Source organism: Microbacterium yannicii (assembly GCF_024055635.1).
Taxonomy (GTDB): Bacteria; Actinomycetota; Actinomycetes; order Actinomycetales; family Microbacteriaceae; genus Microbacterium; species Microbacterium yannicii.
Genome location: NZ_JAMXMB010000040.1, coordinates 93,744 through 115,757, shown reverse-complemented (window position 1 = coordinate 115,757; position 22,014 = coordinate 93,744). Strand labels below are relative to the sequence as shown.

At 70.5% G+C, this 22,014-nt stretch carries 17 protein-coding genes and 1 tRNA gene; 4 read left to right on the top strand and 14 right to left on the bottom strand.

The window, feature by feature from the left end:
- Positions 1 to 75: 75 nt before the first annotated feature.
- From NCG93_RS18230 to gabT, 8 genes are all read right to left on the bottom strand, one after another.
- Positions 76 to 148, bottom strand: a tRNA-Trp gene (locus NCG93_RS18230).
- A 158-nt stretch (positions 149 to 306) separates the two neighbouring features.
- On the bottom strand, positions 307 to 1,458 hold the full coding sequence (locus NCG93_RS18225; protein ID WP_194413149.1) for an FAD-dependent monooxygenase: 1,152 nt from the start codon (positions 1,456 to 1,458) through the stop codon (positions 307 to 309).
- Between the two features lie 53 nt (positions 1,459 to 1,511).
- Complete coding sequence (locus tag NCG93_RS18220) at positions 1,512 to 1,949, bottom strand: pyridoxamine 5'-phosphate oxidase family protein (RefSeq protein ID WP_194413148.1); 438 nt, start codon at positions 1,947 to 1,949, stop codon at positions 1,512 to 1,514.
- A 149-nt stretch (positions 1,950 to 2,098) separates the two neighbouring features.
- Positions 2,099 to 3,460: an NAD-dependent succinate-semialdehyde dehydrogenase gene (locus tag NCG93_RS18215; RefSeq protein ID WP_194413147.1), complete on the bottom strand. Its 1,362-nt coding sequence runs from the start codon at positions 3,458 to 3,460 to the stop codon at positions 2,099 to 2,101.
- Between the two features lie 40 nt (positions 3,461 to 3,500).
- Complete coding sequence (locus NCG93_RS18210) at positions 3,501 to 5,063, bottom strand: APC family permease (RefSeq protein WP_194413146.1); 1,563 nt, start codon at positions 5,061 to 5,063, stop codon at positions 3,501 to 3,503.
- On the bottom strand, positions 5,060 to 5,980 hold the full coding sequence (locus NCG93_RS18205) for a universal stress protein (protein WP_194413145.1): 921 nt from the start codon (positions 5,978 to 5,980) through the stop codon (positions 5,060 to 5,062). Before NCG93_RS18205 ends, NCG93_RS18210 begins: the two co-directional genes overlap by 4 nt.
- Positions 5,977 to 7,356 carry a flavin monoamine oxidase family protein gene (locus NCG93_RS18200; RefSeq protein WP_194413144.1) on the bottom strand — a complete coding sequence of 460 codons (1,380 nt, stop codon included), beginning with the start codon at positions 7,354 to 7,356 and terminating at the stop codon, positions 5,977 to 5,979. The genes NCG93_RS18205 and NCG93_RS18200 overlap by 4 nt, the downstream gene beginning before the upstream one ends.
- Before the next feature lie 123 nt (positions 7,357 to 7,479).
- On the bottom strand, positions 7,480 to 8,841 hold the full coding sequence (gabT, locus tag NCG93_RS18195) for a 4-aminobutyrate--2-oxoglutarate transaminase (RefSeq protein WP_194413143.1): 1,362 nt from the start codon (positions 8,839 to 8,841) through the stop codon (positions 7,480 to 7,482).
- Between the two features lie 93 nt (positions 8,842 to 8,934).
- Between gabT and NCG93_RS18190 the strand changes: the two genes are divergently transcribed.
- Entirely contained in the window at positions 8,935 to 10,467 is a 1,533-nt protein-coding gene (locus NCG93_RS18190; protein ID WP_241741592.1) for a PucR family transcriptional regulator, read from the top strand.
- Positions 10,468 to 10,657: 190 nt separating this feature from the next.
- Here the strand turns inward: NCG93_RS18190 and NCG93_RS18185 are convergent, their stop codons facing one another.
- A complete protein-coding gene (locus tag NCG93_RS18185) occupies positions 10,658 to 12,136 on the bottom strand; it encodes a helix-turn-helix transcriptional regulator (RefSeq protein WP_206687313.1) in 1,479 nt (492 codons plus the stop codon).
- A gap of 230 nt (positions 12,137 to 12,366) precedes the next feature.
- On the opposite strand from NCG93_RS18185, the gene aceB reads away from it, so the two are divergent.
- Positions 12,367 to 14,025, top strand: a complete 1,659-nt coding sequence (aceB, locus tag NCG93_RS18180) for a malate synthase A (protein ID WP_194413776.1) — start codon at positions 12,367 to 12,369, stop codon at positions 14,023 to 14,025.
- 99 nt (positions 14,026 to 14,124) lie between these two features.
- Positions 14,125 to 15,720 carry an isocitrate lyase gene (locus NCG93_RS18175; RefSeq protein WP_194413141.1) on the top strand — a complete coding sequence of 532 codons (1,596 nt, stop codon included), beginning with the start codon at positions 14,125 to 14,127 and terminating at the stop codon, positions 15,718 to 15,720.
- Positions 15,721 to 15,778: 58 nt separating this feature from the next.
- Here the strand turns inward: NCG93_RS18175 and NCG93_RS18170 are convergent, their stop codons facing one another.
- The 5 genes from NCG93_RS18170 to NCG93_RS18150 form a co-directional block, all read right to left on the bottom strand.
- Entirely contained in the window at positions 15,779 to 16,411 is a 633-nt protein-coding gene (locus tag NCG93_RS18170; RefSeq protein ID WP_194413140.1) for a response regulator, read from the bottom strand.
- Positions 16,408 to 17,610 (bottom strand): sensor histidine kinase, encoded by a 1,203-nt coding sequence (locus tag NCG93_RS18165; RefSeq protein WP_194413139.1) that lies wholly within the window; start codon positions 17,608 to 17,610, stop codon positions 16,408 to 16,410. Before NCG93_RS18165 ends, NCG93_RS18170 begins: the two co-directional genes overlap by 4 nt.
- A 212-nt stretch (positions 17,611 to 17,822) precedes the next feature.
- Positions 17,823 to 18,686, bottom strand: a complete 864-nt coding sequence (locus NCG93_RS18160; RefSeq protein ID WP_194413138.1) for an ABC transporter permease — start codon at positions 18,684 to 18,686, stop codon at positions 17,823 to 17,825.
- On the bottom strand, positions 18,686 to 19,657 hold the full coding sequence (locus NCG93_RS18155) for an ABC transporter ATP-binding protein (protein WP_194413137.1): 972 nt from the start codon (positions 19,655 to 19,657) through the stop codon (positions 18,686 to 18,688). The genes NCG93_RS18160 and NCG93_RS18155 overlap by 1 nt, the downstream gene beginning before the upstream one ends.
- Before the next feature lie 155 nt (positions 19,658 to 19,812).
- Positions 19,813 to 20,157 (bottom strand): hypothetical protein, encoded by a 345-nt coding sequence (locus tag NCG93_RS18150; protein ID WP_194413136.1) that lies wholly within the window; start codon positions 20,155 to 20,157, stop codon positions 19,813 to 19,815.
- Positions 20,158 to 20,314: 157 nt separating this feature from the next.
- On the opposite strand from NCG93_RS18150, the gene NCG93_RS18145 reads away from it, so the two are divergent.
- On the top strand, positions 20,315 to 21,571 hold the full coding sequence (locus NCG93_RS18145; protein ID WP_194413135.1) for a pyridoxal phosphate-dependent aminotransferase: 1,257 nt from the start codon (positions 20,315 to 20,317) through the stop codon (positions 21,569 to 21,571).
- The last annotated feature ends 443 nt before the right edge of the window (positions 21,572 to 22,014 follow it).

The window sequence follows — 22,014 nt, the reverse complement described above, 5'->3', positions numbered from 1 at the left end:
CACCTGATTACCTTCCGTGAGCCGACACGGGTCGACCGCACTTTCTTATCAACGCAGGATGTATGCGCTGACGCGCAGGGCGGACAGGAATCGAACCTGCAACCTGCGGTTTTGGAGACCGCTGCTCTGCCAATTGAGCTACCGCCCTAGAGACCCGGAGGTCTCGTGAAGCACGCACTCTTCCCCTCTCACCACGGCTCGAGGATCCGCGTCCGGCAACGGGCACGGCGAAAGAATGCAGACTTCAACTGCACGTTCCAGTGTACGGCATGCCCGCGGACGCCGCGAACCGAGGGGGGGTCCGCATCATATGCCGCGCATCGCGCGCGCGAGCAGATTCCGGATGCCGAGGGCCGCCCGGCTGCCTGGCACGAGGAACTCCGCGCCCAGCGCCGCCCCGCCCTGCGCGCGGCGCACGACAGGCGCGTGCTGCGCCTCGTACGCGGTCAGCGCGGCGGACAGATCGGAGCCGTCCCGCAGGGCGCCGTCCAGCGCGCGAGCGCCGAGAAGGGCCATGCTCGAACCCTCGCCGAGGATCGTCAGGCTCGACGCGGCATCGCCCAGCAGCACCACGCGTCCGCGCCACCACGGCTGGGCGTCCACACGACGCACGCTGTCGAAGTAGAGATCCTCAGCATCGTCGAGGGCCTCGAGGAATTCGTGCGCGCGCCAGCCCGTCGATGCGTAGCGCTCGCGCAGCAGTCCGACCTGCGCGGCCCGGTCGCGCGGCGCCCCCTCCGTCCGGAAGATGAACGCCACACCCGGGCGGCCGCCGGCGGGATGAACGGTGAGCGAACGCCCCGGCTCGTTGTACATCGTCACCACGCGTGGGTCGTCGATCGTCAACGGCAGCGGGACCGTCGCGATGGCGAGCCGCGGTGATCGCTGCCGGGCCGCGGCGGGGCCGCCGCGACCCCCGGCTCCGCTCTTCGCGCCGCCAGACAGCGTGGACGCGGTGGCGGCCGGCTCCCACAGCGCGCGCCGCGTCGCCGAGTTCTGCCCGTCGGCTCCGACGACGAGGTCGAACCGCTCCTCGCCGCCTGAGGCGAAGCGCACGTCGACGCCGCCGGCGTGGGGAGACAGCATCTCGAAAGTGTCGTCGAAGCGCACGTCCGCGACATCCTGCGCGGCCGTCGTGAGCACGGCGGCGAGATCGACGCGCGCGATCTCGATGTCGAGCGGGTCGGAGCGTATCCGGATGGTGGTGAACACGCGGCCGTCACGGTCGATGAGCGCCAGGGTGTCCGCGCCCGTGTCGTGCTCGCGCACCGCCGCCTCCAGGCCCAGACCGCGCACCACGTCCAGCGCCGGGCCACGGACGTCGACGGGGCTGCCGCTGGAGCGCACGCCGGCGCTGCGCTCCACCACGGTGACGTCGTGGCCGCTGCGGCCCAGGAGCGCACCGGCAGCCGCGCCGGCGATCCCTGCGCCGACGACGAGGATCCGATGGGAGCGCATGCGCCGCGCCGTCACGGGTGTCCGCGCGTCGCGGCCATCAGGAGGTGATCCACTCAGTACTGCTGGACGCCGTAGCGGTCCGGCTCGCCCGATCGCTCGAAAGCGCGGCCCGACAGGGACGTCGGCTCGACGCGCACGTAGGTGTACTTGAGGGTCGGGATCCAGGGCCGGAGGCCGAGACCGTCCGCCCGCTCCACCTCCGCGGAGCTGTCGAGCGGGTGGGCCCGCCCGCGGAGGATCACGCTCCATGCGTCGGTGTCGGTGTGGTCGTCGACCTCGAAGAGCACCTCGTCGTTGACGGTCAGCTCGAACAGCTTGCTGCCCTGCGCGGTGCGGAACAGCACGCTCTCGCCGTCGACGACGTAGTTCACGGGGAAGATGTCGAGCACCTCGCCGACATGCGTCACGAGGCGGCCCAGCTCCTGACCGCGCAGGCGCTCCCAGCACTGCTCATCCGAGAGGACGACGACGGGGTCCGATGTCTCTGCCATGCCCTCATCCTCGCGCGCGCGCTCCCTCGGCGACACCCCGGAACGTGTGCGCGTGACACGTTCTCGAATTGCGAGACCGGGGAATGCCGTCGAGACCGGGGGCGATGCCCTCGGTCTCGACGGGATTCCCCGGTCTCGACGTCAGCAGGTCAGGCGCCGACGCGGATGAGCTTCTTGTTGACGAACTCGTCGGCGGCGAGCAGGCCCATCTCGCGCGAGGTGCCGGAGCGCTTCACGCCGCCGAACGGCAGACCCGGCTCGTCGGCGAGCACGACGTTGACGTAGACCATCCCGGCGTCGATCCTGTCGGCGACCCGCTTGGCCTGCTCCTCGTCGGTGGTGAAGACGTACGAACCCAGGCCGTAGCTGGTGTCGTTGGCGAGCGCCACGGCGGCGTCTTCGTCGGCGACCTTGTAGACGACGCCCACGGGTCCGAAGAACTCCTCACGGTACGCGTCCATGTCGCTCGTGACATCGGCGAGGACCGTGCCGGGGTAGAACGCGCCGTCGCGCGTGCCGCCGGTCACGAGGGTCGCTCCCTGCGACACCGCCCTGTCGACCTGCTCGGCCAGGCGCTCCGCGGCCGTGACGGACGACAGCGGGCCGAGCACGGTGTCATCGGCGAACGGGTCGCCGACCTTCGCACCCGACATCGCCGCGGTGAACTTCTCGAGGAACGCGTCGTACAGGCCGTCGACGACGATGAACCGCTTGGCCGCGTTGCACGACTGACCCGTGTTGTCGAGACGAGCGGCGACCGCCGCCTCCACAGCGCTGTCGAGATCGTCGGTCGAGAGCAGGATGAAGGGGTCCGACCCGCCCAGTTCGAGCGCGACCTTCTTGAGGTTGCGGCCGGCGATCTCGGCGACCGCCGCGCCGGCGCGCTCGGAGCCGGTCACCGAGACGCCCTGCACCCGGCGGTCGGCGATGACGGCGGCGGCCTGGTCGTTCGTCGCGTAGATGTTCGTGTAAACGCCCTCGAGTCCCGCGTCGGCGTAGATCGCCGCGATCGCGGCGGCCGACTCCGGGCACTGCGGCGCGTGCTTGAGCAGGATCGTGTTGCCCACCACGATGTTCGGTGCCGCGAAGCGGGCCACCTGGTAGTACGGGAAGTTCCACGGCATGATCCCCAGCAGCACGCCGAGGGGCGTGCGCCGGATGACGGCGGTGCCCTCGCCGTCGATGTCGATGGGCTGGTCGCCGGTGATCTTCTCCGCGTGGTCCGCGTAGTACTCCGTGATGTCGGCGGCGAAGTCGACCTCGCCGAGCGCGGCCTCCAGCGGCTTGCCCATCTCGCGCACGATGATCGCGGCGAGGTCGTCGCGCCGCTCGCGGTGCAGGTCGGCGACCTTGCGGATGCCCGCTGCGCGCTCGGCGACCGGCTGATCGCGCCAGGTGCGGTAGGCGGCATCCGCTCCCGCGATCGCGGTCTCGAGGGCCTCGTCGGTGATGGTCGGATACGTGGCCAGGGTCTCGCCCGTGGCCGGGTTCACGACGGCGTAGTCGGTCATGCTTGCTCTCCGATCGGATGGATGGGGGACAGTCTGCCCGTCAGCGACGGACGCGTCGAAGGCTTTCGAGTGCGTCGATACCGAGTGTCTCACCGCGGAAGAACGCCGGACGCTTGATCGCCTGCCAGATCATGATCACGACGCCCACCAGGATCACGGTGACCCCCAGCACGAAGACCAGGCCGAGGCCGAAGACGCTCGATCCGCTGCCGTAGGCGGGGTCCATCGAGTCGATGAGGGTCGTCACGAACAGGACAGCGAGGATGGCGCCGCCGACCAGCGGGAACAGGAAGGTGAAGAAGAAGCTCCGCACCGAATCGAACCACTGCCTGCGGAAGTACCAGACGCACGCGAACGCGGTGAGGCCGTAGTAGAAGCAGATCATCATGCCGAGCGACAGGATCGTGTCGGTGAGCACGTTCTCGCTCACCACGCGCATGACGGCGTAGAACACCGACGCGACGATCGCCGACACGACGGTGGCGTAGCCCGGGGTGAAGAAGCGGGGGCTGACGCGCGCGAACTTTCCGGGGAGCGCCCCGTAGTGCCCCATCGCCAGCAGCGTCCGGGCAGGGCCGACGGCGGTCGACTGCAGCGAGGCCGCCGAGCTCGACAGCACCGCGAGCGACACGAGGAACGCGAGCGGCCCGAGGATCGGGTCGGACAGGGCGAAGAACACGTTGGCCGAGATCTCCTCGTTCGCCAGCCCCAGCGAGCCGGTGCCGACGCCCGCGAACATCATCAGGCCGATCGAGAGCAGGAGGTACAGCGAGACGACGATCACGACGGTGAGCATCGCGGCGCGGCCCGGGGTCTTCGCCGGGTTCTTCGTCTCCTCGTTCATGGTGAGGACGACGTCCCAGCCCCAGAAGATGAAGATCGAGAGCGACAGTCCCGCGGCGAAGGCGCTGAAGGTCGGCACCTCGAACGGATTGAACCACGACCACGAGAAGGCGGTCGGATCGGGGGCATCGCCCGAGACCGCCTTGACGATCGCGACGACCGCGAACAGCACCAGCACGACGAGCTGGAAGGTCACCAGGATGTACTGGAACTTCTGCGTGGTCTGCATGTCGCGGTAGGAGATGAGGGTGGCACCCAGCATGAACAGCAGGCACACGGCGACATTGATGAACGGATTGAACGCGAGGTCTGCGATGTCGGGGTTGCCGGTCAGCTGCGAGATCAACAGGAACAGGAACTCCACGGCGATGCCGGCGAGGTTCGACAAGACGATGACGGTGGCGGCGATGAGGCCCCACCCGGTCATCCAGCCGATCCAGGGACCGAACGCCCGGACGCCCCACGTGAACGAGGTGCCCGAGTCGGGCATCGCGCGGTTGAGCTCGCGGTAGCCGAACGCCGTCAGCAGCATCGGGATGAAGCCGACGAGGATGATCGCGGGCACCTGGGTGCCGACGACGGCGACCGTGGGACCGAGCGACGCGGTGAGCGTGTAGGCCGGGGCGATGGTCGAGATGCCGATGACGACGGCGCCGAGCACGCCGACGGCGCCGGCGCTGAGCCCCTTCTTCGACAACCCGCCGGCGTCGACGCCGGCATCGAGCGGCGCCGCGGCGCCGGTCTGCTGGGAAGCGCTCATGCGCGTTCTCCTTCTTCGGCGACGGCGCGCGACAGTGCGCGGGCGCTCTCCTTGTCGTACGTGCGCGGCACGACGACCATCGGGACGGGAAGCTCGTGCAGCATCTTCGCCGCCGTCGAGCCGAGGAACAGGCGCCGGGGCTGCGCGAGCCTGCTGGAGCCGACGACGGCGAGCTCGCCCGGCTCCCAGGCCAGGTGGGCGACGGCGTCTTCGATGCTGTCGCCGCGCGCGACGACCACATCGGCGTCGAGATCCGCGGGAAGGGCGTCGAGCGCCTTGCCGAGGACGTCATCGGCGTGCGCGGCCCCCGCGATGCGGATCACGCCGGTGTCGACGCCGACCGGCAGGTCCACCGAGACGAGCGACAGCAGCCGCAGAGGTGCACCGGCAGCGGTGGCGATCGCGACGCTCGCGTCGAGGAGCGCGCTCGCGCCGGGCCGCGTGCCGATCGCGGCCGTGACGCGACTGACGCCGGTGACCTGGGTCTGCCGTGTGCCCTCCGGGGCCAGGGCGACGGCGACGTCGGCGGAGTGGAGCAGCTCGGTGGCGACCGTCCCCAGGCGGTGGCGGCCACGCAGCCCGCCGTTCGCCGCGCCCACGACGATGAGCGAAGCCTCGAGCTCGTGCGCGGCGGCGATCAGCCCTTCGGCGAAGGAGTCGCCGAAGCGCACGTGCGAGGCGTGAGCCACGGCATCCGGAATCGACGTGGCCGCCTCAGCGAGCCACGTCTCCGCCTGCGCTTCGAGGTAGCGGTCGTAGCTCGCGTCCGGCGGCGTGATGACGCTGCGGTCCTCCCCCGGCAGCACGAGCACGAGATCGAGCGCGGCCCCGGTCGCGGCAGCCAGACGCACCCCCAGCGCGACGGCGTCGGCGCCGGCATCCGTCGCCGTGTAGCCGACGACCACGTGCGCGGTCATCGTCGGGCAGCTTCGATGATGTTCGCAGCGGCCAGGCGTCCCATGCGGATCGCGCCGTCGACGTGCTGGTAGCCGGCGCCGGCCACGTCGCTGCAGGCGAAGTGGATGGGACCGACGGCCGCCCGCACATCGGCGCCATACCGGTGCAGGCCGCCCATGTCGAAGCTGGCGGCGTACGCGCCGCGGGTCCACTCCTCCGAGCCCCAGTCGCTCTCGTAGTACACCACCGGGTTCTCGGCCTCGGCGCCGTAGTAGTGCGACAGCGACGCGAGGATGCGCTCCCTGCGCTCCTCCGGAGTGAGGCGGAAGACGTCGTCCGCATTGCGGTCCGACACGAAGCCGACGAGGGTTCCTCGGTCGTCTCCGTGGTTGGTGTTGTCGTAGGCCTCGTGCACGAGCTCGTACGGGCTGAACGCCGTGCCCGAGAGGCCGTGCTCGCGCCAGAACGGACGGTCGTAGACGGCGTGCACCTTGATCACGAAGCCCATGGAGATGTGCTGGTGCATCTGGTGCTGGAGGCGCGGCAGCGCGGGCACGAACGAGATGCGGTTGTACAGCACCGGCGCGTGCGCGAGGATCACGTACCGCGCGTGCACGCGCAGGTCGCCGTCGGCCTCGACGGTCACCCCACCCGTCCCCGAGCCGGTCGCAGGGGACCACGCGATCGTGCGGACCGGGTGCCCGAGCAGCACGTCGTCGCCGAGGCGCTCGGCCAGCAGCAGCGGAACCTGCTGCAGGCCGCCCACCACGCGCTTGTCGAGGATGAAGTCGGCGTCCACGAGGTTCGAGTACGACCCCGCGGAGGCCGCCATCAGCAGCGACTGCAGGAGCGAGAACGCGTGCGTGGGCTTGGTGAGCATGGCCGAGCCGGTCGCGAATGCGAGGTTGCGGACGGCTTCATCGTCGTCGGTCTGCGCGCGCAGCCACGCATCCCACGTGATCGCGTCCCATTCCGCGGCCTTCTCGTGGGCCCACGGCCGGTCGGGGTCGATCTCGGCGACCATGGCGTCCAGCCGCTCGGTGATCTCGGCGATCACACGCTCGGTCTCAGGCGCCACGGGGAACATCTCCCCCGTGAAGCGGGTCGACGCGCCGTCGGCGCCGACGTACACCGACTCGCCCTCGCGGTAGCGGCTGTAGGTCTCGAGCCCCAGTTCGGCGAGCGTCTCCTTGAGGGCGTCCTGATCGGGCGACACCCACTGGCCGCCGATCTCGAGCATGGCGCCGTCGATGACATCGGTCCACAGACGTCCGCCGACGCGGTCGCGTGCCTCGAGCACGACGACCGACAGACCGGCCTTCTTCAGTTCGTTGGCGGCGGTGGTGCCGGCGGCGCCGGCGCCGACGATGACGACGTCTCGGGTCAGCTCGGTCATGGGGACTCCTTCGTCAGGGCGCGCATGCTCGCGCACCTCGCGTGTTGTTCGGTACCCCGCGGCGGCCGGTCGGGCCACCGCGGGATCGATCCGAGGATCAGAGGTTCAGGCGGATCGGAGGGATCAGGATGCCGCGAGCGCTGCGGCGACGACGTCCAGGCCCTCGTGGAGCAGATCGTCGGTGATCGACAGCGGCGGCAGGAAACGGATCACGTTCCCGTAGGTGCCGCAGGTGAGCACGATGACGCCCTGTGCGATGGACGCCTTCGCGACCGCGGCGGTGAGCGCGGCATCCGGCTCTCCCGTCGCGGGATCCACGAACTCGGCCGCGATCATCGCGCCGTGGCCGCGCACGTCGCCGACGCGGGGGTCGGCGGCCTGCAGCTGCTGCAGGCGGCCCTTGAGGATGGTCTCGATCTCACGCGCGCGCTCGAGCATCCCGTCGTTCTCGAACACGTCGATGGCGGCGAGCGCCGCGGCGCAGGCCACGGGGTTGCCGCCGTAGGTGCCGCCGAGGCCGCCCGCGTGCGAGGCATCCATCATCTCCGCCCGTCCGGTGACGGCCGCGAGCGGAAGACCCCCCGCGATGCCCTTGGCGGTGGTGATGAGGTCGGGGACGATGCCGAAGACCTCGCTCGCGAACATCTCACCCGTGCGGGCGAAGCCGGTCTGGATCTCGTCGGCGATGAACACCACGTCGTTCGCGCGGCACCAGTCGACGAGCGCCGGAAGGTAGCCGTCGGCGGGGACGATGAAGCCGCCCTCGCCCTGGATCGGCTCGATGATCACGGCGGCGAGGTTGTCGGCGCCGACCTGCTTCTCGATGAGCGAGATGGCCTTCTTGGCAGCTTCGGCACCGGTGAGCCCGTCGCGGTACGGGTACGACAGCGGCGCGCGATAGATCTCCGACGCGAAGGGCCCGAAGCCGCTCTTGTACGGCATCGCCTTCGCGGTCAGCGCCATCGTGAGGTTCGTGCGGCCGTGGTAGCCGTGGTCGAACGCGACGACGGCCTGCTTGCCGGTGTACTTGCGGGCGATCTTGACCGCGTTCTCCACCGCCTCGGCGCCCGAGTTGAACAGGGCGCTCTTCTTCGCGTGATCACCGGGCGTGATGCGGTTGAGCGCCTCGGCGACCGACACGTAGGAGTCGTACGGCGCGATCATGAAGCACGTGTGGGTGAACTGGGCGACCTGCGCCTGCACCGCCGCGACCACCTTCGGGTGGGCGTTGCCGATCGTGGTGACCGCGATCCCCGAGCCGAGGTCGATGAGCGAGTTGCCGTCGGCATCGACGATGACTCCGCCGCCCGCGGCCACGGCGTGGACGGGTGCGGTGTGACCCACTCCTGCCGCCACGGCATCGGCCTTGCGGTCGAGGAGCTCCTGCGAGCGGGGACCGGGGATGCTGGTGACCAGGCGGCGCTCCTGCGGGAGGGTCGGACCGCCGAGGGGCGTTTCTGTGACGATGTCGGCTGCGCTGCTCATGCTGGGGAGCGTATGTCGCTCCGCCGAGCGCCCGCACCCTCCTCGTTGTACATTCTGTCCGCCTCGCTGTACCGGCCGTACACTCGGATCGTCATGGATGCCGACGCCCCCACCCTCCGCGCGCTGCTCGCCCGCCGCGACCTGCGGCTGTCGCTGGCCGGCGACGACCCCGGCCCGCAGGCTTTGGACAGGGCCATCCGCTGGGTGCACAGCTCGGATCTCGCCGACCCCACCCCGTTCCTCTCCGAGGGGCTCGTGCTGCTCACCACCGGCACCCAGTTCCCCCAGGGCGACGGTGCGTCCGAGGTGTACCGCGCCTACGTCCGCCGTCTCGCGGCACGGGGTGTCGTCGGCCTCGGCTTCGGCACGGAAGTCGTGCGCGACGGCATCCCTCCGGCCCTGGTCGACGCGTGCCGGGACGAGCGGATGCCGCTGTTCGAGGTGCCGTATCGCACGCCGTTCATCGCGGTGGCGCGGGCGAACGCCGAGGCGATCGCCGCCGACGCCTACGCCCGCCGCAGCTGGGCGCTCGCCGCGCAGCGCGCGATCGCCCTGGCGGCGCTCCGCCCCGACGGGCTCGGCGCGACCGTGGCGGAGCTCGCCAAGCAGCTCGACACCTGGGTGGGCATGTTCGACGCCGCCGGCGAGCTGGCACGCGAGCACCCCGCGGGCGCCCTCGACGCCGAGACGGCCGCCGCGCTGCAGCGCGAGGTGACCGGGGTGCTCCACCGCGGCGCCCGTGCCGGATCGTCGCTGCACCTCGGCGACACGCCCTTCACGCTCCAGACGCTCGGACGAGGCGGCCATCTGCGCGGCGTGATCGCGATCGCCGCCGGCGATCTCGACCAGGAGGGGCGCGTCGTCGTCACCGCGGTGATCGCCATGGCCGGCCTGGCGCTCGAGCAGCAGCAGGGACTCGGCCGCGCGCGCTCGGCGCTGCGGGCGGGCCTCGTGCAGTCGCTGCTGAGCGGAGACCCGGGGCTGGCTCGCCGCACCTCCCGCGAGCTGTGGGGACCACTGCCGGCCGCGCCGGTGGTGGTGGCGGTGACGGATGCCGCGGCCGCACGCGTCGACGGCATCGCCGAGCTGCTGGAGCTCTGGGCCGACGAGCGGCGCGGTGCGCTGTTCTTCGGGCGCGGCGACGACGGGCTCGTGCTCGTCGTGCCCGCAGACGATCCGTCGGCCATCCACGACCTCGTCGACCGCTTCGACGTCCGCGTCGGCCTATCGGATCCCGCCGGCTATGACGCGTTCGCCGCCGCGGTCGGGCAGGCGCGTGTCGCCCGGGACCGCGGTACGGGTGCGATCACCGCGTTCGCCCAGGTCGCGCGCGCCGGCGTGTTGTCGGCGCTCACCGAGGACGCGCGGGCGCTCGCGCGGGCCGAGCTGGCGCCGCTGTACGACCACGACTCCGCGCAGGGCACGCACCTCCTCGACACGCTGCAGGTGTGGCTCGACGCCGACTGCTCGCACGAGGCGACCGCCCAGTCCCTCGGCGTGCACCGGCACACCGTGCGCACGCGACTGGCGCTCATCGAGCGCGTGCTCGGCCGCGACTTGGCGTCGTTCGCGACCCGCGCCGAGCTGTGGGCGGCGCTGCGCGCCCTCGACGGACCGGTGGGCTGAGCGCTTCGTCTCGCTGGCGCTCGCTCAGCGACCGGATCAGGGCCGGGCGGCTCAAACCGAGCACGGCGGGGTGCGCTTCGTCTCGCTGGCGCTCGCTCAGCGACCGTGACCGGGACAGCTGGCCCCAGTGCCCGGCTCGGGGGGTTGAGCGCTTCGTCCCGCGGCATCCGTTGCTCTTACCAGCGGCCGGTCAGCGCGGGGCGTGCGCCTCGAGGAACTCGTACACGTCGGTGGTGTCGACCCCCGGGAAGGCACCCGTGGGCAGCGTGGCGAGCAGGGTGCGCGGCGTCCGCACGTTCGGCCAGGAGTGCTCGCGCCACGAAGACTCGAGGTCGGCGGGCGCACGGCGGCAGCACACCTCCATCGAGTGGGTCGAGACGCCCCGGTTGGGGGTGTCGCGGCCGAGGAACCACTTCGTGTCGTCGAACCGCACCCCCACGCTCACCGAGTGCGCCCCTTCGCTCGAGAGCTCCACGCGGGCGGTGCACCAGTAGGTGCCGTTGCCCGTGTCGGTGTACTGGTAGTACGGGTTGAAGTGGTCGTCCACGTCGAAGACGACGCGCGAGGTCCACTTGCGGCAGCACATCTGCCCCTCGATCGCGCCGAGGCGGTCGGTCGGGAAGTTGACGTCGTCGTTCTCGTAGACCTTCGTGATCACGCCCGACTCGTGCACCTTGAGGAAATGCACGGGCAGGCCGAGGTGCACGGTCGCGAGGTTCGTGAAGCGGTGCGCCGCCGTCTCGTACGAGACCGAGTACGCGTCGCGGAGGTCCTCGATCGAGATCGACCGGTCTTTCTTGGCCTCCTGCAGGAACGGCACCGCGTGCGCCTCGGGGATGAGGAGGGCGCCGGTGAGGTAGTTGGTCTCGACGCGCTGGCGCAGGAAGTCGGCGTACGAGGTCGGCTCGCGATGCCCGAGGATCCGGCTCGAGAGGGCCTGCAGCACGGCGGTGCGCGGGTCGCCCTTGGTCGTGAGGCGGCTCGAGAGGTACAGGCGCCCGTTCTTGATGTCGGCGACCGACCGGGTCGTCTGCGGCAGGTCGGGCACGTAGTGCAGCGTGAACCCGAGATGGGCGGCGATATCGGATGCCGTCCGCTGCGTGAGCGGGCCGCCCGGGTGGTCGACGGCGTCGAGGATCCCCCGCGCCTGCTGCTCCAGCTCGGCGAAGTAGTTGTTCTGCGTGCGCATGAGCTTGCGCAGTGCGACGTTCGCCCGCCGCGCCTCTTCGGGCGTCGCGGCGCGCTCGTCGCGCAGCCGCTCGATCTCGCCCTGCAGCGCCAGCATCGCCTTGAGGGCCTCGGTGGGCACCGTCTTCCCGATGCGAAATGGCGGGATGCCGAGCGCCTGGAACGTCTGACCTCGCATGGCCCGCTCGAGCGAGATCTCGAGCGTGGCCCGCTCGTCCAGCGGCTCGGACTCGAGGATCGCCTCGATCGATGAGCCGAGCGCCCGCGCGATGGCCTGCAGGAGCGTGAGCTTCGGCTCGCGGCGACCGTTCTCGATCATCGAGAGCTGACTGGGCGCGCGCTCGACCGCCGCCGCGAGCTCTTCGAGCGTCATGCCACGGTCGGTGCGCAGCTGCCGGATGCGGCGGCCGATGGTGAGGGGGTCCACCTCATCATCGTCGGGGAGTTCACCGGGCCGATCGGCGGTCAACGTCGTCGTCATGCGGCGATTCTGTCACGAAAGCAGAAATAGCGGAAAAGTTCACAGCCCACATCGCGGGTGGGAGGGCTGAACTTCACCGCAGAGTGGTTCCACGACAGACCGACGGTTGATCCAGAACGCGGATCATGGGATGCCTCGACCCGGCCCACATGCCGGGTGCGGCATCCTCCCACTCCCAGCACATTCGTTCACAGGAAGACAGGGACATGACACCTGCAACCGCCACCCCGATGCGTACGCGCACCGGCCCCATCCCCACCACGACCCAGGAGCCCTCGATCGAGATCGCCGGCCGCATGCCGGCCCGGTACGACGAGATCCTGACTCCCGAGGCCATCGCGTTCCTCACGGAGCTGCACCACCGCTTCGGCGCCCGTCGGCACGACCGGCTCGCCGACCGCATGCGCCGCCGCTTCGAGATCGGCAACGGGCACGACCCGCAGTTCCGCGACGACACCCGGCACATCCGCGAGGACGCCGAGTGGCGGGTCGCGGGGGCCGGTCCGGGCCTCGAGGACCGCCGCGTCGAGATCACCGGTCCGACCGACCCGAAGATGACCATCAACGCGCTGAACTCGGGCGCGAAGGTGTGGCTCGCCGACCAGGAGGACGCGACCAGTCCCACGTGGAAGAACGTGATCGAGGGCCAGCTCAGCCTGCGCGACGCGATCCGCGGCGAGCTCTCGTTCACCAGCGCCGAAGGCAAGCGCTACGAGGTCACGGCCACTGAGACGCCCACCATCGTGATGCGTCCCCGCGGATGGCACCTGCCGGAGCAGCACATCCGCTTCACCGACCGCAGCGGCCGCACGATGGCTGCGTCGGGCTCGCTCGTTGACTTCGGGCTGTACTTCTTCCACAACGCCGAGCAGCTGATCGCGAACGGCCGTGGACCGTACTTCTACATCGCCAAGCTCGAGTCGAGCGACGAGGCGAAGCTGTGGGACGACGTCTTCACCTTCAGCGAGCAGTATGTCGGCATCCCGCACGGCACGATCCGCGCGACAGTGCTCATCGAGACGCTGCCGGCGGCGTTCGAGATGGAGGAGATCCTCTTCGAGCTGCGCGACCACTGCGCGGGCCTCAACGCCGGCCGCTGGGACTACATCTTCTCGATCATCAAGAACTACCGCGGACGCGGCGCACGGTTCGTGCTGCCCGACCGGAGCGAGGTCACGATGACCGTGCCGTTCATGCGGTCCTACACGGAGCTGCTCGTGCAGACGTGCCACAAGCGCGGCGCCTTCGCGATCGGCGGCATGAGCGCGTTCATCCCGAATCGCCGTGACCCCGAGGTGACGGCGACGGCTTTCGAGAAGGTCGCGGCCGACAAGAAGCGCGAGGCCGGCGACGGCTTCGACGGCACGTGGGTGGCCCACCCCGACCTGATCCCGGTCGCGCGGGCCGAGTTCGACGCGGTGCTGGGCGATTGCCCGAACCAGCTCGACCGTCAGCGTCCCGAGGTGCGCGTGAGCGCGTCCGACCTGATCGACGTGCACATCGGCCGTCCGGTCACGGCGGCCGGCGTGCACGCGAACGTTTCGGTGGCCATCCGGTACCTCGAGGCGTGGCTGCGGGGCCTCGGCGCCGTGGCGATCGACAACCTCATGGAGGATGCCGCGACCGCCGAGATCTCGCGCTCGCAGGTGTGGCAGTGGATCCACCAGGACCGCACCACCGACGACGGCACCGCGATCACCCGCGAGTACGTCGAGAGCCTGATCACACAGGTGCTGGGCGAGGTCCAGCGCCCTTCGACAGGCTCAGGGAGCAGCGGTGACCGCTTCGACGATGCGGCGGAGATCTTCCGCGACGTCGCCCTGGGCCAGGATTTCCCGGCCTTCCTGACGCTGCCGGCCTACTCCCGCTTCCTGATCGAGACCGACTGACGCGTCTTCGTGTCCCGATCTCCACCGCTTGACCGGTGGAGATCGGGACGCGAGGACCGCTTCTCGGGACACGAACCCACCTACCGCAAAGGACACACCATGACCGCCTATACCGACGACATCGAAGCCATCCGGGCGCTCAAGGAGCAGCACGGCTCCAGTTGGGACGCCATCGACCCCGAGTCCGCCGCCCGCATGCGCGCGCAGAACCGCTTCCGGACCGGTCTCGAGATCGCCCAGTACACGGCAGACATCATGCGCCGCGACATGGCCGAGTACGACGCCGACTCGTCGGTGTACACGCAGTCGCTCGGCGTGTGGCACGGCTTCATCGGACAGCAGAAGCTCATCTCGATCAAGAAGCACCTGAAGAGCACCAACAAGCGCTACCTCTACCTGTCGGGCTGGATGGTCGCCGCGCTCCGCTCGGAGTTCGGTCCCCTTCCCGACCAGTCGATGCACGAGAAGACGTCGGTGCCGGCCCTCATCGAGGAGCTCTACACCTTCCTTCGCCAGGCCGACGCGCGCGAGCTCGACCTGCTCTTCACCCAGCTCGACGGGGCACGCGCGGCGGGCGACGACACCGCCGCCGAGTTCATCCAGTCGCAGATCGACAACTACGAGACCCACGTCGTGCCGATCATCGCCGACATCGACGCCGGTTTCGGCAATCCCGAGGCCACATATCTCCTCGCCAAGAAGATGATCGAGGCGGGTGCGTGCGCCATCCAGATCGAGAACCAGGTGTCGGACGAGAAGCAGTGCGGCCACCAGGACGGCAAGGTCACCGTCCCGCACGAGGACTTCATCGCGAAGCTCAACGCGGTGCGCTACGCGTTCCTCGAGCTCGGCATCGAGAACGGCATCATCGTCGCGCGCACCGACTCGCTCGGTGCCGGCCTCACGCAGAAGCTCGCCGTGACGCACGAACCGGGCGACCTCGGCGATCAGTACAACTCCTTCCTCGACGTCGAAGAGATCTCTGGGGCCGACCTCGGCAACGGCGACGTCGTCATCAAGCGCGACGGCAGGCTGCTGCGCCCGAAGCGCCTGGCCAGCAACCTGTACCAGTTCCGCTCCGGAACCGGAGAGGAGCGCGTCGTGCTGGACTGCATCACGTCGCTGCGCAACGGTGCCGACCTGCTGTGGATCGAGACCGAGAAGCCGCACGTCGAGCAGATCGCGGGCATGGTCGACGCGATCCGCAGGGAGATCCCGAACGCGAAGCTCGTCTACAACAACAGCCCGTCGTTCAACTGGACGCTCAGCTTCCGCCAGCAGGCGTACGACCTGCTCGCGGAGCAGGGCGAGGACGTCTCGGCTTACGACCGAGGCGACCTGATGAACGTCCAGTACGACGACACCGAGCTGGCGCGGCTGGCCGACGAGAAGATCCGCACCTTCCAGCGCGAAGGGTCCGCCCGTGCCGGGATCTTCCACCACCTCATCACTCTGCCGACCTACCACACGGCGGCACTGTCGACCGATGACCTCGCCAAGGGCTACTTCGGCGACGAGGGCATGCTCGCCTATGTGAAGGGCGTGCAGCGTCGCGAGATCCGCGAGGGCATCGCCACGGTCAAGCACCAGAACATGGCCGGCAGCGACCTCGGCGACAACCACAAGGAGTACTTCGCCGGCGAGGCGGCCCTGAAGGCCGGCGGACAGCACAACACGATGAACCAGTTCAACTGACGCTCTCAGACGACGGATGCCTCGGACCGGCCGGTCCGAGGCATCCGTCGTCCATCGGCTAGGTGAGCAGGCCCCGCTCCATCGCCAGCGTCGCGGCTCTCGTGCGGTCGGTGACGCCGAGCCTCTCGAAGATCTTGAGCAGGTGCGTCTTGACGGTCGATTCGCCGATGCCGAGCGCCACGGCGATCTGCTTGTTGCTGTGGCCTCTCGCCACGAGCCGCAGCACATCGAGTTCGCGTGGGGTGAGGACGGTCTCGGGCGTCGGCCGGCGCATCCGCTCGACCAGGCGCACGGCCACCTGCGGGGAGAGCGCCGACTGCCCGGCCGCGACCGAGCGGATGCCGGCGACGATCTCCGCCTGCGGAGCCGCCTTGAGGAGATACCCCGAGGCGCCCGCCTCGATGGCCGCAAGGATCTGGTCGTCGGACTCGTAGGTGGTGAGGATCAGCACGCGCGGCGGCGGATCGCCCGCCTCGCCCGCGGCGATCCGCGCCGTGGCGGCGACACCGTCGACGCGCGGCATCCGCAGGTCCATCAGCACCACGTCGGGCCGCGTCGCGACGGCGAAGCGCACCGCTTCGTCGCCGTCGGACGCCTCCGCCACCACCTCGAAGCCGGGCTCGTCCGAGAGCAGGCCCGACAGCCCGGCGCGCACCACGGGGTGGTCGTCGGCGATGAGCAGGCGGATCATGCGGGGCCTCCACGGACATCATCGGGCCGGCCGGGCTGTGCCGGCGGCAGGCGCACGCGCAGCGCCGTCCCGCCGCCGGTCGTCGAGGCCACCTCGAACGCACCGCCGGCGAGCGCCACGCGCTCCCGCATGCCGTCGAGGCCGAACCCCGCGCCGGGCGCGGCCGGCGCGAAGCCGCGGCCGTCATCGGTGACCTCGAGCGCGGCGAGACCGTCCGGCTCGACGCGGACGCGGACGCGCACCAGGTCGGCGTCGGCGTGCTTGGCGGCGTTGGACAGCGCCTCCTGCAGGCAGCGGAGGAGGACCACCTGCGTCTCACGATCGAGGTTCGCGGCGACGCCGTCCGTGTCGAGTTCGATCGCCGCGCGGCCCTGCGCGCGGAACCGCTCCACCAGGCGCTCCACCGCGGCGGCGAACGCGGGCTCGCGGGGCACGGCCCCCGTCCGGGCGACGAGCGCCCGCGCCTCGGCCAGCGCGTCGCGCGCCACCTGCTCGACGGTCGCGATGGTCGAGGCCGCGGCATCCGCCTGTCCGTCACGTGACTGCCGACCCGCCCGCTCGGCGAAGATCACCAGGCCGGCGAGCGTCTGCGCGAGCGTGTCATGGATGTCGCGGGCCAGGCGCTCACGCTCCGCCGAGGCGCCTCGCTCGCGGCTCAGCGCCTCCACCTGCCCCTGCGCGGCCGTCAGCTCGGTCAGCAGGCGCTCGCGCTCCTCGCCGTACTCGGCGATGCGGGCGATCCACAGCCCGATCGCGATTGCGAAGGCCAGTGAGAAGACGGCAGTGGTCGCCCCGGCGAGCACCGAATCGATGTCTGCGCCATACCCGATGATGACGCCGACGAACACGCTGCCGGCGATGACCACCGATCCGCCGATCCCCCGCTGCCGGGAGTCGCCGATGACCCACACGAGCGGGTACGCGAGCGTCTGGAGCATGGCCATGAACGGCGCGGCTCCGACGCCGATGCCCACCGCGACGGCGGCCACGGAGAGGAACGCGGGATACCGCCATGCGGCTCGAGGCGGTTCGACGGCGGCGCGGCCGATCGCGGCATACCCCGCCACGAAGAGCCCGATCGCCGCGAGGCCGACCACCGTGCGCGAAGCGCTCGACGGCGCGAACAGGAAGACCAGCGCGAGGGCGATCACCGCCGCGACGATGCACACGATCGCGTCCCACCGGCGCTCGCTCAGCATGCTCCGCTGCCCTCGTTTCCTGGTGCGGGTGTCGCCCCGATTCGGCTCACCGCGGGGAGCCGGCCCTCGTCAGGCTACGCGGCGGCGCGCCCGCCGGCCACGCGTCGGCCGGACGGGGCGGCACCGCTCCCGACCCCTGAGGCTGCGGGAGCCCCACCTCCGATCCCACGGGCAACGGCTGTGCCGGGGCACGGTGCGAGCCCCGAACCCGCTCACGCATCGCGGCGGATCCACCGGAACGTGACGCGGGACAGCACGAGCCCGACGACGAGCCACACGAGCAGGGCGATCGCGACCCCGCTCAGATCCCACTCGCCGTTCTGCTCGAGGGCTGCGTACTGGTCGGGCAGGAAGACGGCGCGCATCCCCTGGGCCATCCACTTGAGCGGGAACAACCCGGCCACGTTCTGGAGCCACTCCGGCAGCTGCGAGAACGTGAGATACACGCCCGAGATGAACTGCAGGGCGAGTGCGATCGGCACGACCACGGCGGTCGCGCTCTTGCCCGTGCGCGGCACCGCCGACAGCGCCACGCCGAGGAGCGCCGATGTGGTGATGCCGAGCACGAACACCCAGGCGAACGTCGCCCAGCTCTCGAGCGAAGTGGGGAGCTCCACCCCGAGCACCACCGAGGCGAACAGCAGGAGCAGTGCCGACTGCAGCACCCCCGTCACGAGAACCTGGCCGATCTTGCCGATGAAGTAGCTCACCGGCGACAGCGGCGTGCCGCCGAGGCGCTTGAGCATGCCGTCGGAGCGCTCGATCGCGATGTCCATCGCGAGGTTCTGGAAGCCTGACAGCAGCAGCCCGGCGGCGATCATGCCGGGCAGGTACAGCTGCGCCATCGGGATGGCCGGCACGTTCGGTGCGAGCTGCACGTCGCCGTCCGACCCGAATGCCACGCTGAACAGCCCCAGCATGAAGATCGGGAAGAGGAAGGTGAAGAAGAGGGTGTCGCCCGAGCGGAAGTACTGGACCAGCTCGAAACGGGCTTGCCAGACACCGACGGCGAGAAGCCCGCGGCGCCGCGTCCGGCTCGTCTGAGTCGATGCCACGTTTCGCGTCACTGTGCTCATCACGCTGCTCCCCTCGTCGCGGCGGTGTCCGTCGGGTCGTCGACGGCCCCGATGACCCCGCCACGCGCCGCCGGCGCGTCGCGCGGAGCCTCTGGCCGCGTAAGCCCGGCCTCGGCCTCGGCGACGAGCGCCAGGTAGATGTCCTCGAGGCTCGGACGGATGATCTCGAGCTCGGTCGGCGCGCCGCCGAGACGTGCGGCGAGCGCTGTGGCGAACGCGAACGGATCCGTGGTGCGCTCCTGCCGCGGCATCCCGCCCTCCACCCATTTCACGACCGGTGTGCGTGCCTCTTCGCCTCCGAATCCGGCGACCGGGCCGATCGCCCGCATGCGACCCGCCGCGATCACCGCGACCCGGTCGGCGAGCTGCGCGGCCTCGTCGAGGTAGTGGGTGGTGAGCAGGATCGTCGTGCCCTCGCGCTGCAGCCCGCGGATGAGCTCCCAGAACTCGCGGCGCGCGTGCGGATCGAACCCCGTCGTCGGCTCGTCGAGGAACAGCAGGTCGGGACGCCCGATGATCCCCAGGGCGACGTCGACGCGCCGCTGCTGCCCGCCCGACAGCTTCGAGATGCGCGTCTTGGCCTGCGCCTGCAGGCCGACCGCTGCGATGACCTCGTCGACGTCGCGCGGGTTCGGATAGAAGCCCGCGAACTGCCGCAGCTGCTCGCGCACCGTCGCCGGCCCCGACTGGGCGGTCGACTGGAGGACGATGCCGAGCCGGGCTTTCAGATCGAGCCCGCCGAGGCCGGGGTCGACACCGAGCACCGCCACCTCGCCGCTGGTGCGGCGCCGGTAGCCCTCCAGGATCTCGACCGTCGTGGACTTGCCCGCGCCGTTCGGACCGAGCAGGGCGAACGTCTCGCCCCGCGCGATGTCGAACGACACCCCGTCGACGACGGCACGGTCGCCGTACGTCTTCCGCAGGTCGCGCACCCGTACCGCGACCGCATCCTCACCCGCCTGGATCTGCATGCTCCTCAGCCTGGTCGAGCACACAGGGTTGGACCAGCGGCCATCTGCGGGACCGGCATCCCCCATTCGGTGGATGCCGCGGTCCGAGGTTCGCACCGTGCGGGACGCCGGAGGTGTGCCGGGTCGGAGACCTGGTCGGGTCGTGCCGCCGCGGGTCAGCGCTCGGCGGTGGCCGTCAGCGGAAGGACCGCCGGCGCGACGCCGGCCGCGGCATCCGCTCGCTCTTCCGCGCGGAGCAGCCGCTGGCCATGGATGCCGCCCGCCAGCGCCCACGCGAGCAGCCAGACGCCCGAGCCCGTCGTGATGATCGCGGCGGCGCGGAGGCCCGCCTCGGGGTCGAGCAGCACGACCAGGGCGATCAGCGACAGCACGCCGCCCACGATCGCGCCGGTGGCGCCGACCATGGTCAGCTTGCAGCCGCGCGCGAGCCACCAGGCGATCCCGCCCGCGATGACGAGCACGATCGCGAGCACGACGGCTGCCAGCATCCAGGCTTCCACGAGGCACAGGGTACCGCGCGGTCGCGGCGCCAGGAAGCCTGCGGTCGGATGCTCCGTCAGACGTTTCGTCGCGCGCCCCGGACATCGCGCACAGTCACGGTCCGGCCGAGCCCGATTGGCCCCTGACCGCGACGCGCGCGCCGACTACGCTCGAAGCGTGACAGAACCCGCACCGCCCACCCGTACGCCCACGCTCTCCCGCAAGCTGAGCGCCATCGCCGAGTCGGCGACCCTCAAGGTCGATGCCAAGGCCAAGGCGCTGCAGGCCGCCGGCCGGCCGGTCATCTCGTATGCCGCCGGCGAGCCGGACTTCGCGACCCCGCAGTTCATCGTCGATGCCGCCGCCGAGGCGCTGCACAACCCGGCGAACTTCCGCTACACGCCGGCTGCGGGCCTGCCCGCGCTCCGTGAGGCGATCGCCGCGAAGACGCTGCGCGACTCCGGCCTCGAGGTCGACCCGTCGCAGATCATCGTCACCAACGGCGGCAAGCAGGCGGTGTACCAGGCGTTCCAGACCGTGGTGAACCCCGGCGACGAGGTGCTCCTGCCGGCGCCGTACTGGACGACCTACCCGGAGGCGATCGCCCTGGCCGACGGCATCCCCGTCGAGGTGTTCGCCGGAGCCGACCAGCACTACAAGGTGACCGTCGCGCAGCTCGAGGCCGCGCGCACCGAGCGCACGGTGGCGCTCGTGTTCGTGTCGCCGTCGAACCCCACCGGCTCGGTGTACACCCTCGAAGAGACGCGGGCGATCGGCGAATGGGCCGTCGAGCACGGCGTCTGGATCATCACCGACGAGATCTACCAGAACCTCGTCTACCCTTCGACAGGCTCAGGGCAGGCCGACGGCTCGGACGCGCCGGTGAAGGCCGTCTCGATCGTGGAGGCGGTTCCGGATGCCGCGGCCCAGACGATCCTCGTCAACGGCGTCGCGAAGACCTACGCGATGACCGGCTGGCGCCTCGGCTGGATGGTCGGGCCGAAGGAGGCGATCAAGATCGCCGGCAACCTCCAGTCGCACCTGTGCTCGAACGTCAACAACATCGCGCAGCGCGCGGCGCTCGCAGCCCTCACCGGCCCGCAGGACGAGGTCGAGCAGATGCGTCAGGCCTTCGACCGCCGCCGCCGCACGATCGTGGCCGAGCTGTCGAAGATCGACGGCGTCGAGGTGCCCACGCCGCTGGGTGCGTTCTACGCCTACCCCGACGTGCGAGGCCTGCTCGGCCGGGAGTGGGCGGGCAAGACGCCGACCACGTCGCTCGAGCTCGCCGACCTCATCCTCGAAGAGGCCGAGGTCGCCGTCGTGCCCGGCGAGGCCTTCGGTCCGTCCGGGTACCTGCGCCTCTCGTACGCACTCGGCGACGACGCCCTCCTCGAGGGCGTCCAGCGCCTGCAGCGCCTCTTCGCCTCGTAGTCCCACCCGTCGCGCGCGACGTCACGGAACGCGGATGCCTCGGTTCGAGGCATCCGCGTTCTCCGTTCTGCGTCCTTCGTTCTTCGTTCGTGCGTCGTTCTTCCTCGTGCGTCGTTCTTCGTCGTGCGTCGTTCTTCGTTCGTGCGTCGTTCTTCGTGGGGGTCGGGATCCGCCGCCCGCCTCAGGGACCGACGTCCGCTGCTCCCTCCCCTTTCCCCTCCCCCGGGTTTTGGCGAGTCGCCACATTGTGCGCTCCGCCCCCGAACGTTTTGGCGAGTCGCCACAAAGCCCGCACTCCGGAGTTGAGAAGCGAGCGGGCGATTCGCCAGAAACGACCGCCGCCGACAGCGGAACTTGGCGAGTCGCCAGAGACCGAGACAATGCATCGCGCGAGGGAAGGTCTCCTCCACAAACGGTGCGCTCGCGCTATTCCTCCACAGATC

Excerpts from the sequence above, each read along its gene's own strand:
- NCG93_RS18225 (WP_194413149.1), bottom strand. The coding sequence starts at position 1,458 with ATGCGCTCCCATCGGATCCTCGTCGTCGGCGCAGGGATCGCCGGCGCG.
- aceB (WP_194413776.1), top strand. The coding sequence starts at position 12,367 with ATGCGTACGCGCACCGGCCCCATCCCCACCACGACCCAGGAGCCCTCG.
- NCG93_RS18215 (WP_194413147.1), bottom strand. The coding sequence starts at position 3,460 with ATGACCGACTACGCCGTCGTGAACCCGGCCACGGGCGAGACCCTGGCC.
- NCG93_RS18220 (WP_194413148.1), bottom strand. The coding sequence starts at position 1,949 with ATGGCAGAGACATCGGACCCCGTCGTCGTCCTCTCGGATGAGCAGTGC.
- gabT (WP_194413143.1), bottom strand. The coding sequence starts at position 8,841 with ATGAGCAGCGCAGCCGACATCGTCACAGAAACGCCCCTCGGCGGTCCG.
- NCG93_RS18170 (WP_194413140.1), bottom strand. The coding sequence starts at position 16,411 with ATGATCCGCCTGCTCATCGCCGACGACCACCCCGTGGTGCGCGCCGGG.
- NCG93_RS18160 (WP_194413138.1), bottom strand. The coding sequence starts at position 18,686 with ATGAGCACAGTGACGCGAAACGTGGCATCGACTCAGACGAGCCGGACG.
- NCG93_RS18210 (WP_194413146.1), bottom strand. The coding sequence starts at position 5,063 with ATGAGCGCTTCCCAGCAGACCGGCGCCGCGGCGCCGCTCGATGCCGGC.
- NCG93_RS18165 (WP_194413139.1), bottom strand. The coding sequence starts at position 17,610 with ATGCTGAGCGAGCGCCGGTGGGACGCGATCGTGTGCATCGTCGCGGCG.
- NCG93_RS18205 (WP_194413145.1), bottom strand. The coding sequence starts at position 5,980 with ATGACCGCGCACGTGGTCGTCGGCTACACGGCGACGGATGCCGGCGCC.
- NCG93_RS18175 (WP_194413141.1), top strand. The coding sequence starts at position 14,125 with ATGACCGCCTATACCGACGACATCGAAGCCATCCGGGCGCTCAAGGAG.
- NCG93_RS18200 (WP_194413144.1), bottom strand. The coding sequence starts at position 7,356 with ATGACCGAGCTGACCCGAGACGTCGTCATCGTCGGCGCCGGCGCCGCC.
- NCG93_RS18155 (WP_194413137.1), bottom strand. The coding sequence starts at position 19,657 with ATGCAGATCCAGGCGGGTGAGGATGCGGTCGCGGTACGGGTGCGCGAC.
- NCG93_RS18190 (WP_241741592.1), top strand. The coding sequence starts at position 8,935 with ATGGATGCCGACGCCCCCACCCTCCGCGCGCTGCTCGCCCGCCGCGAC.
- NCG93_RS18185 (WP_206687313.1), bottom strand. The coding sequence starts at position 12,136 with ATGACGACGACGTTGACCGCCGATCGGCCCGGTGAACTCCCCGACGAT.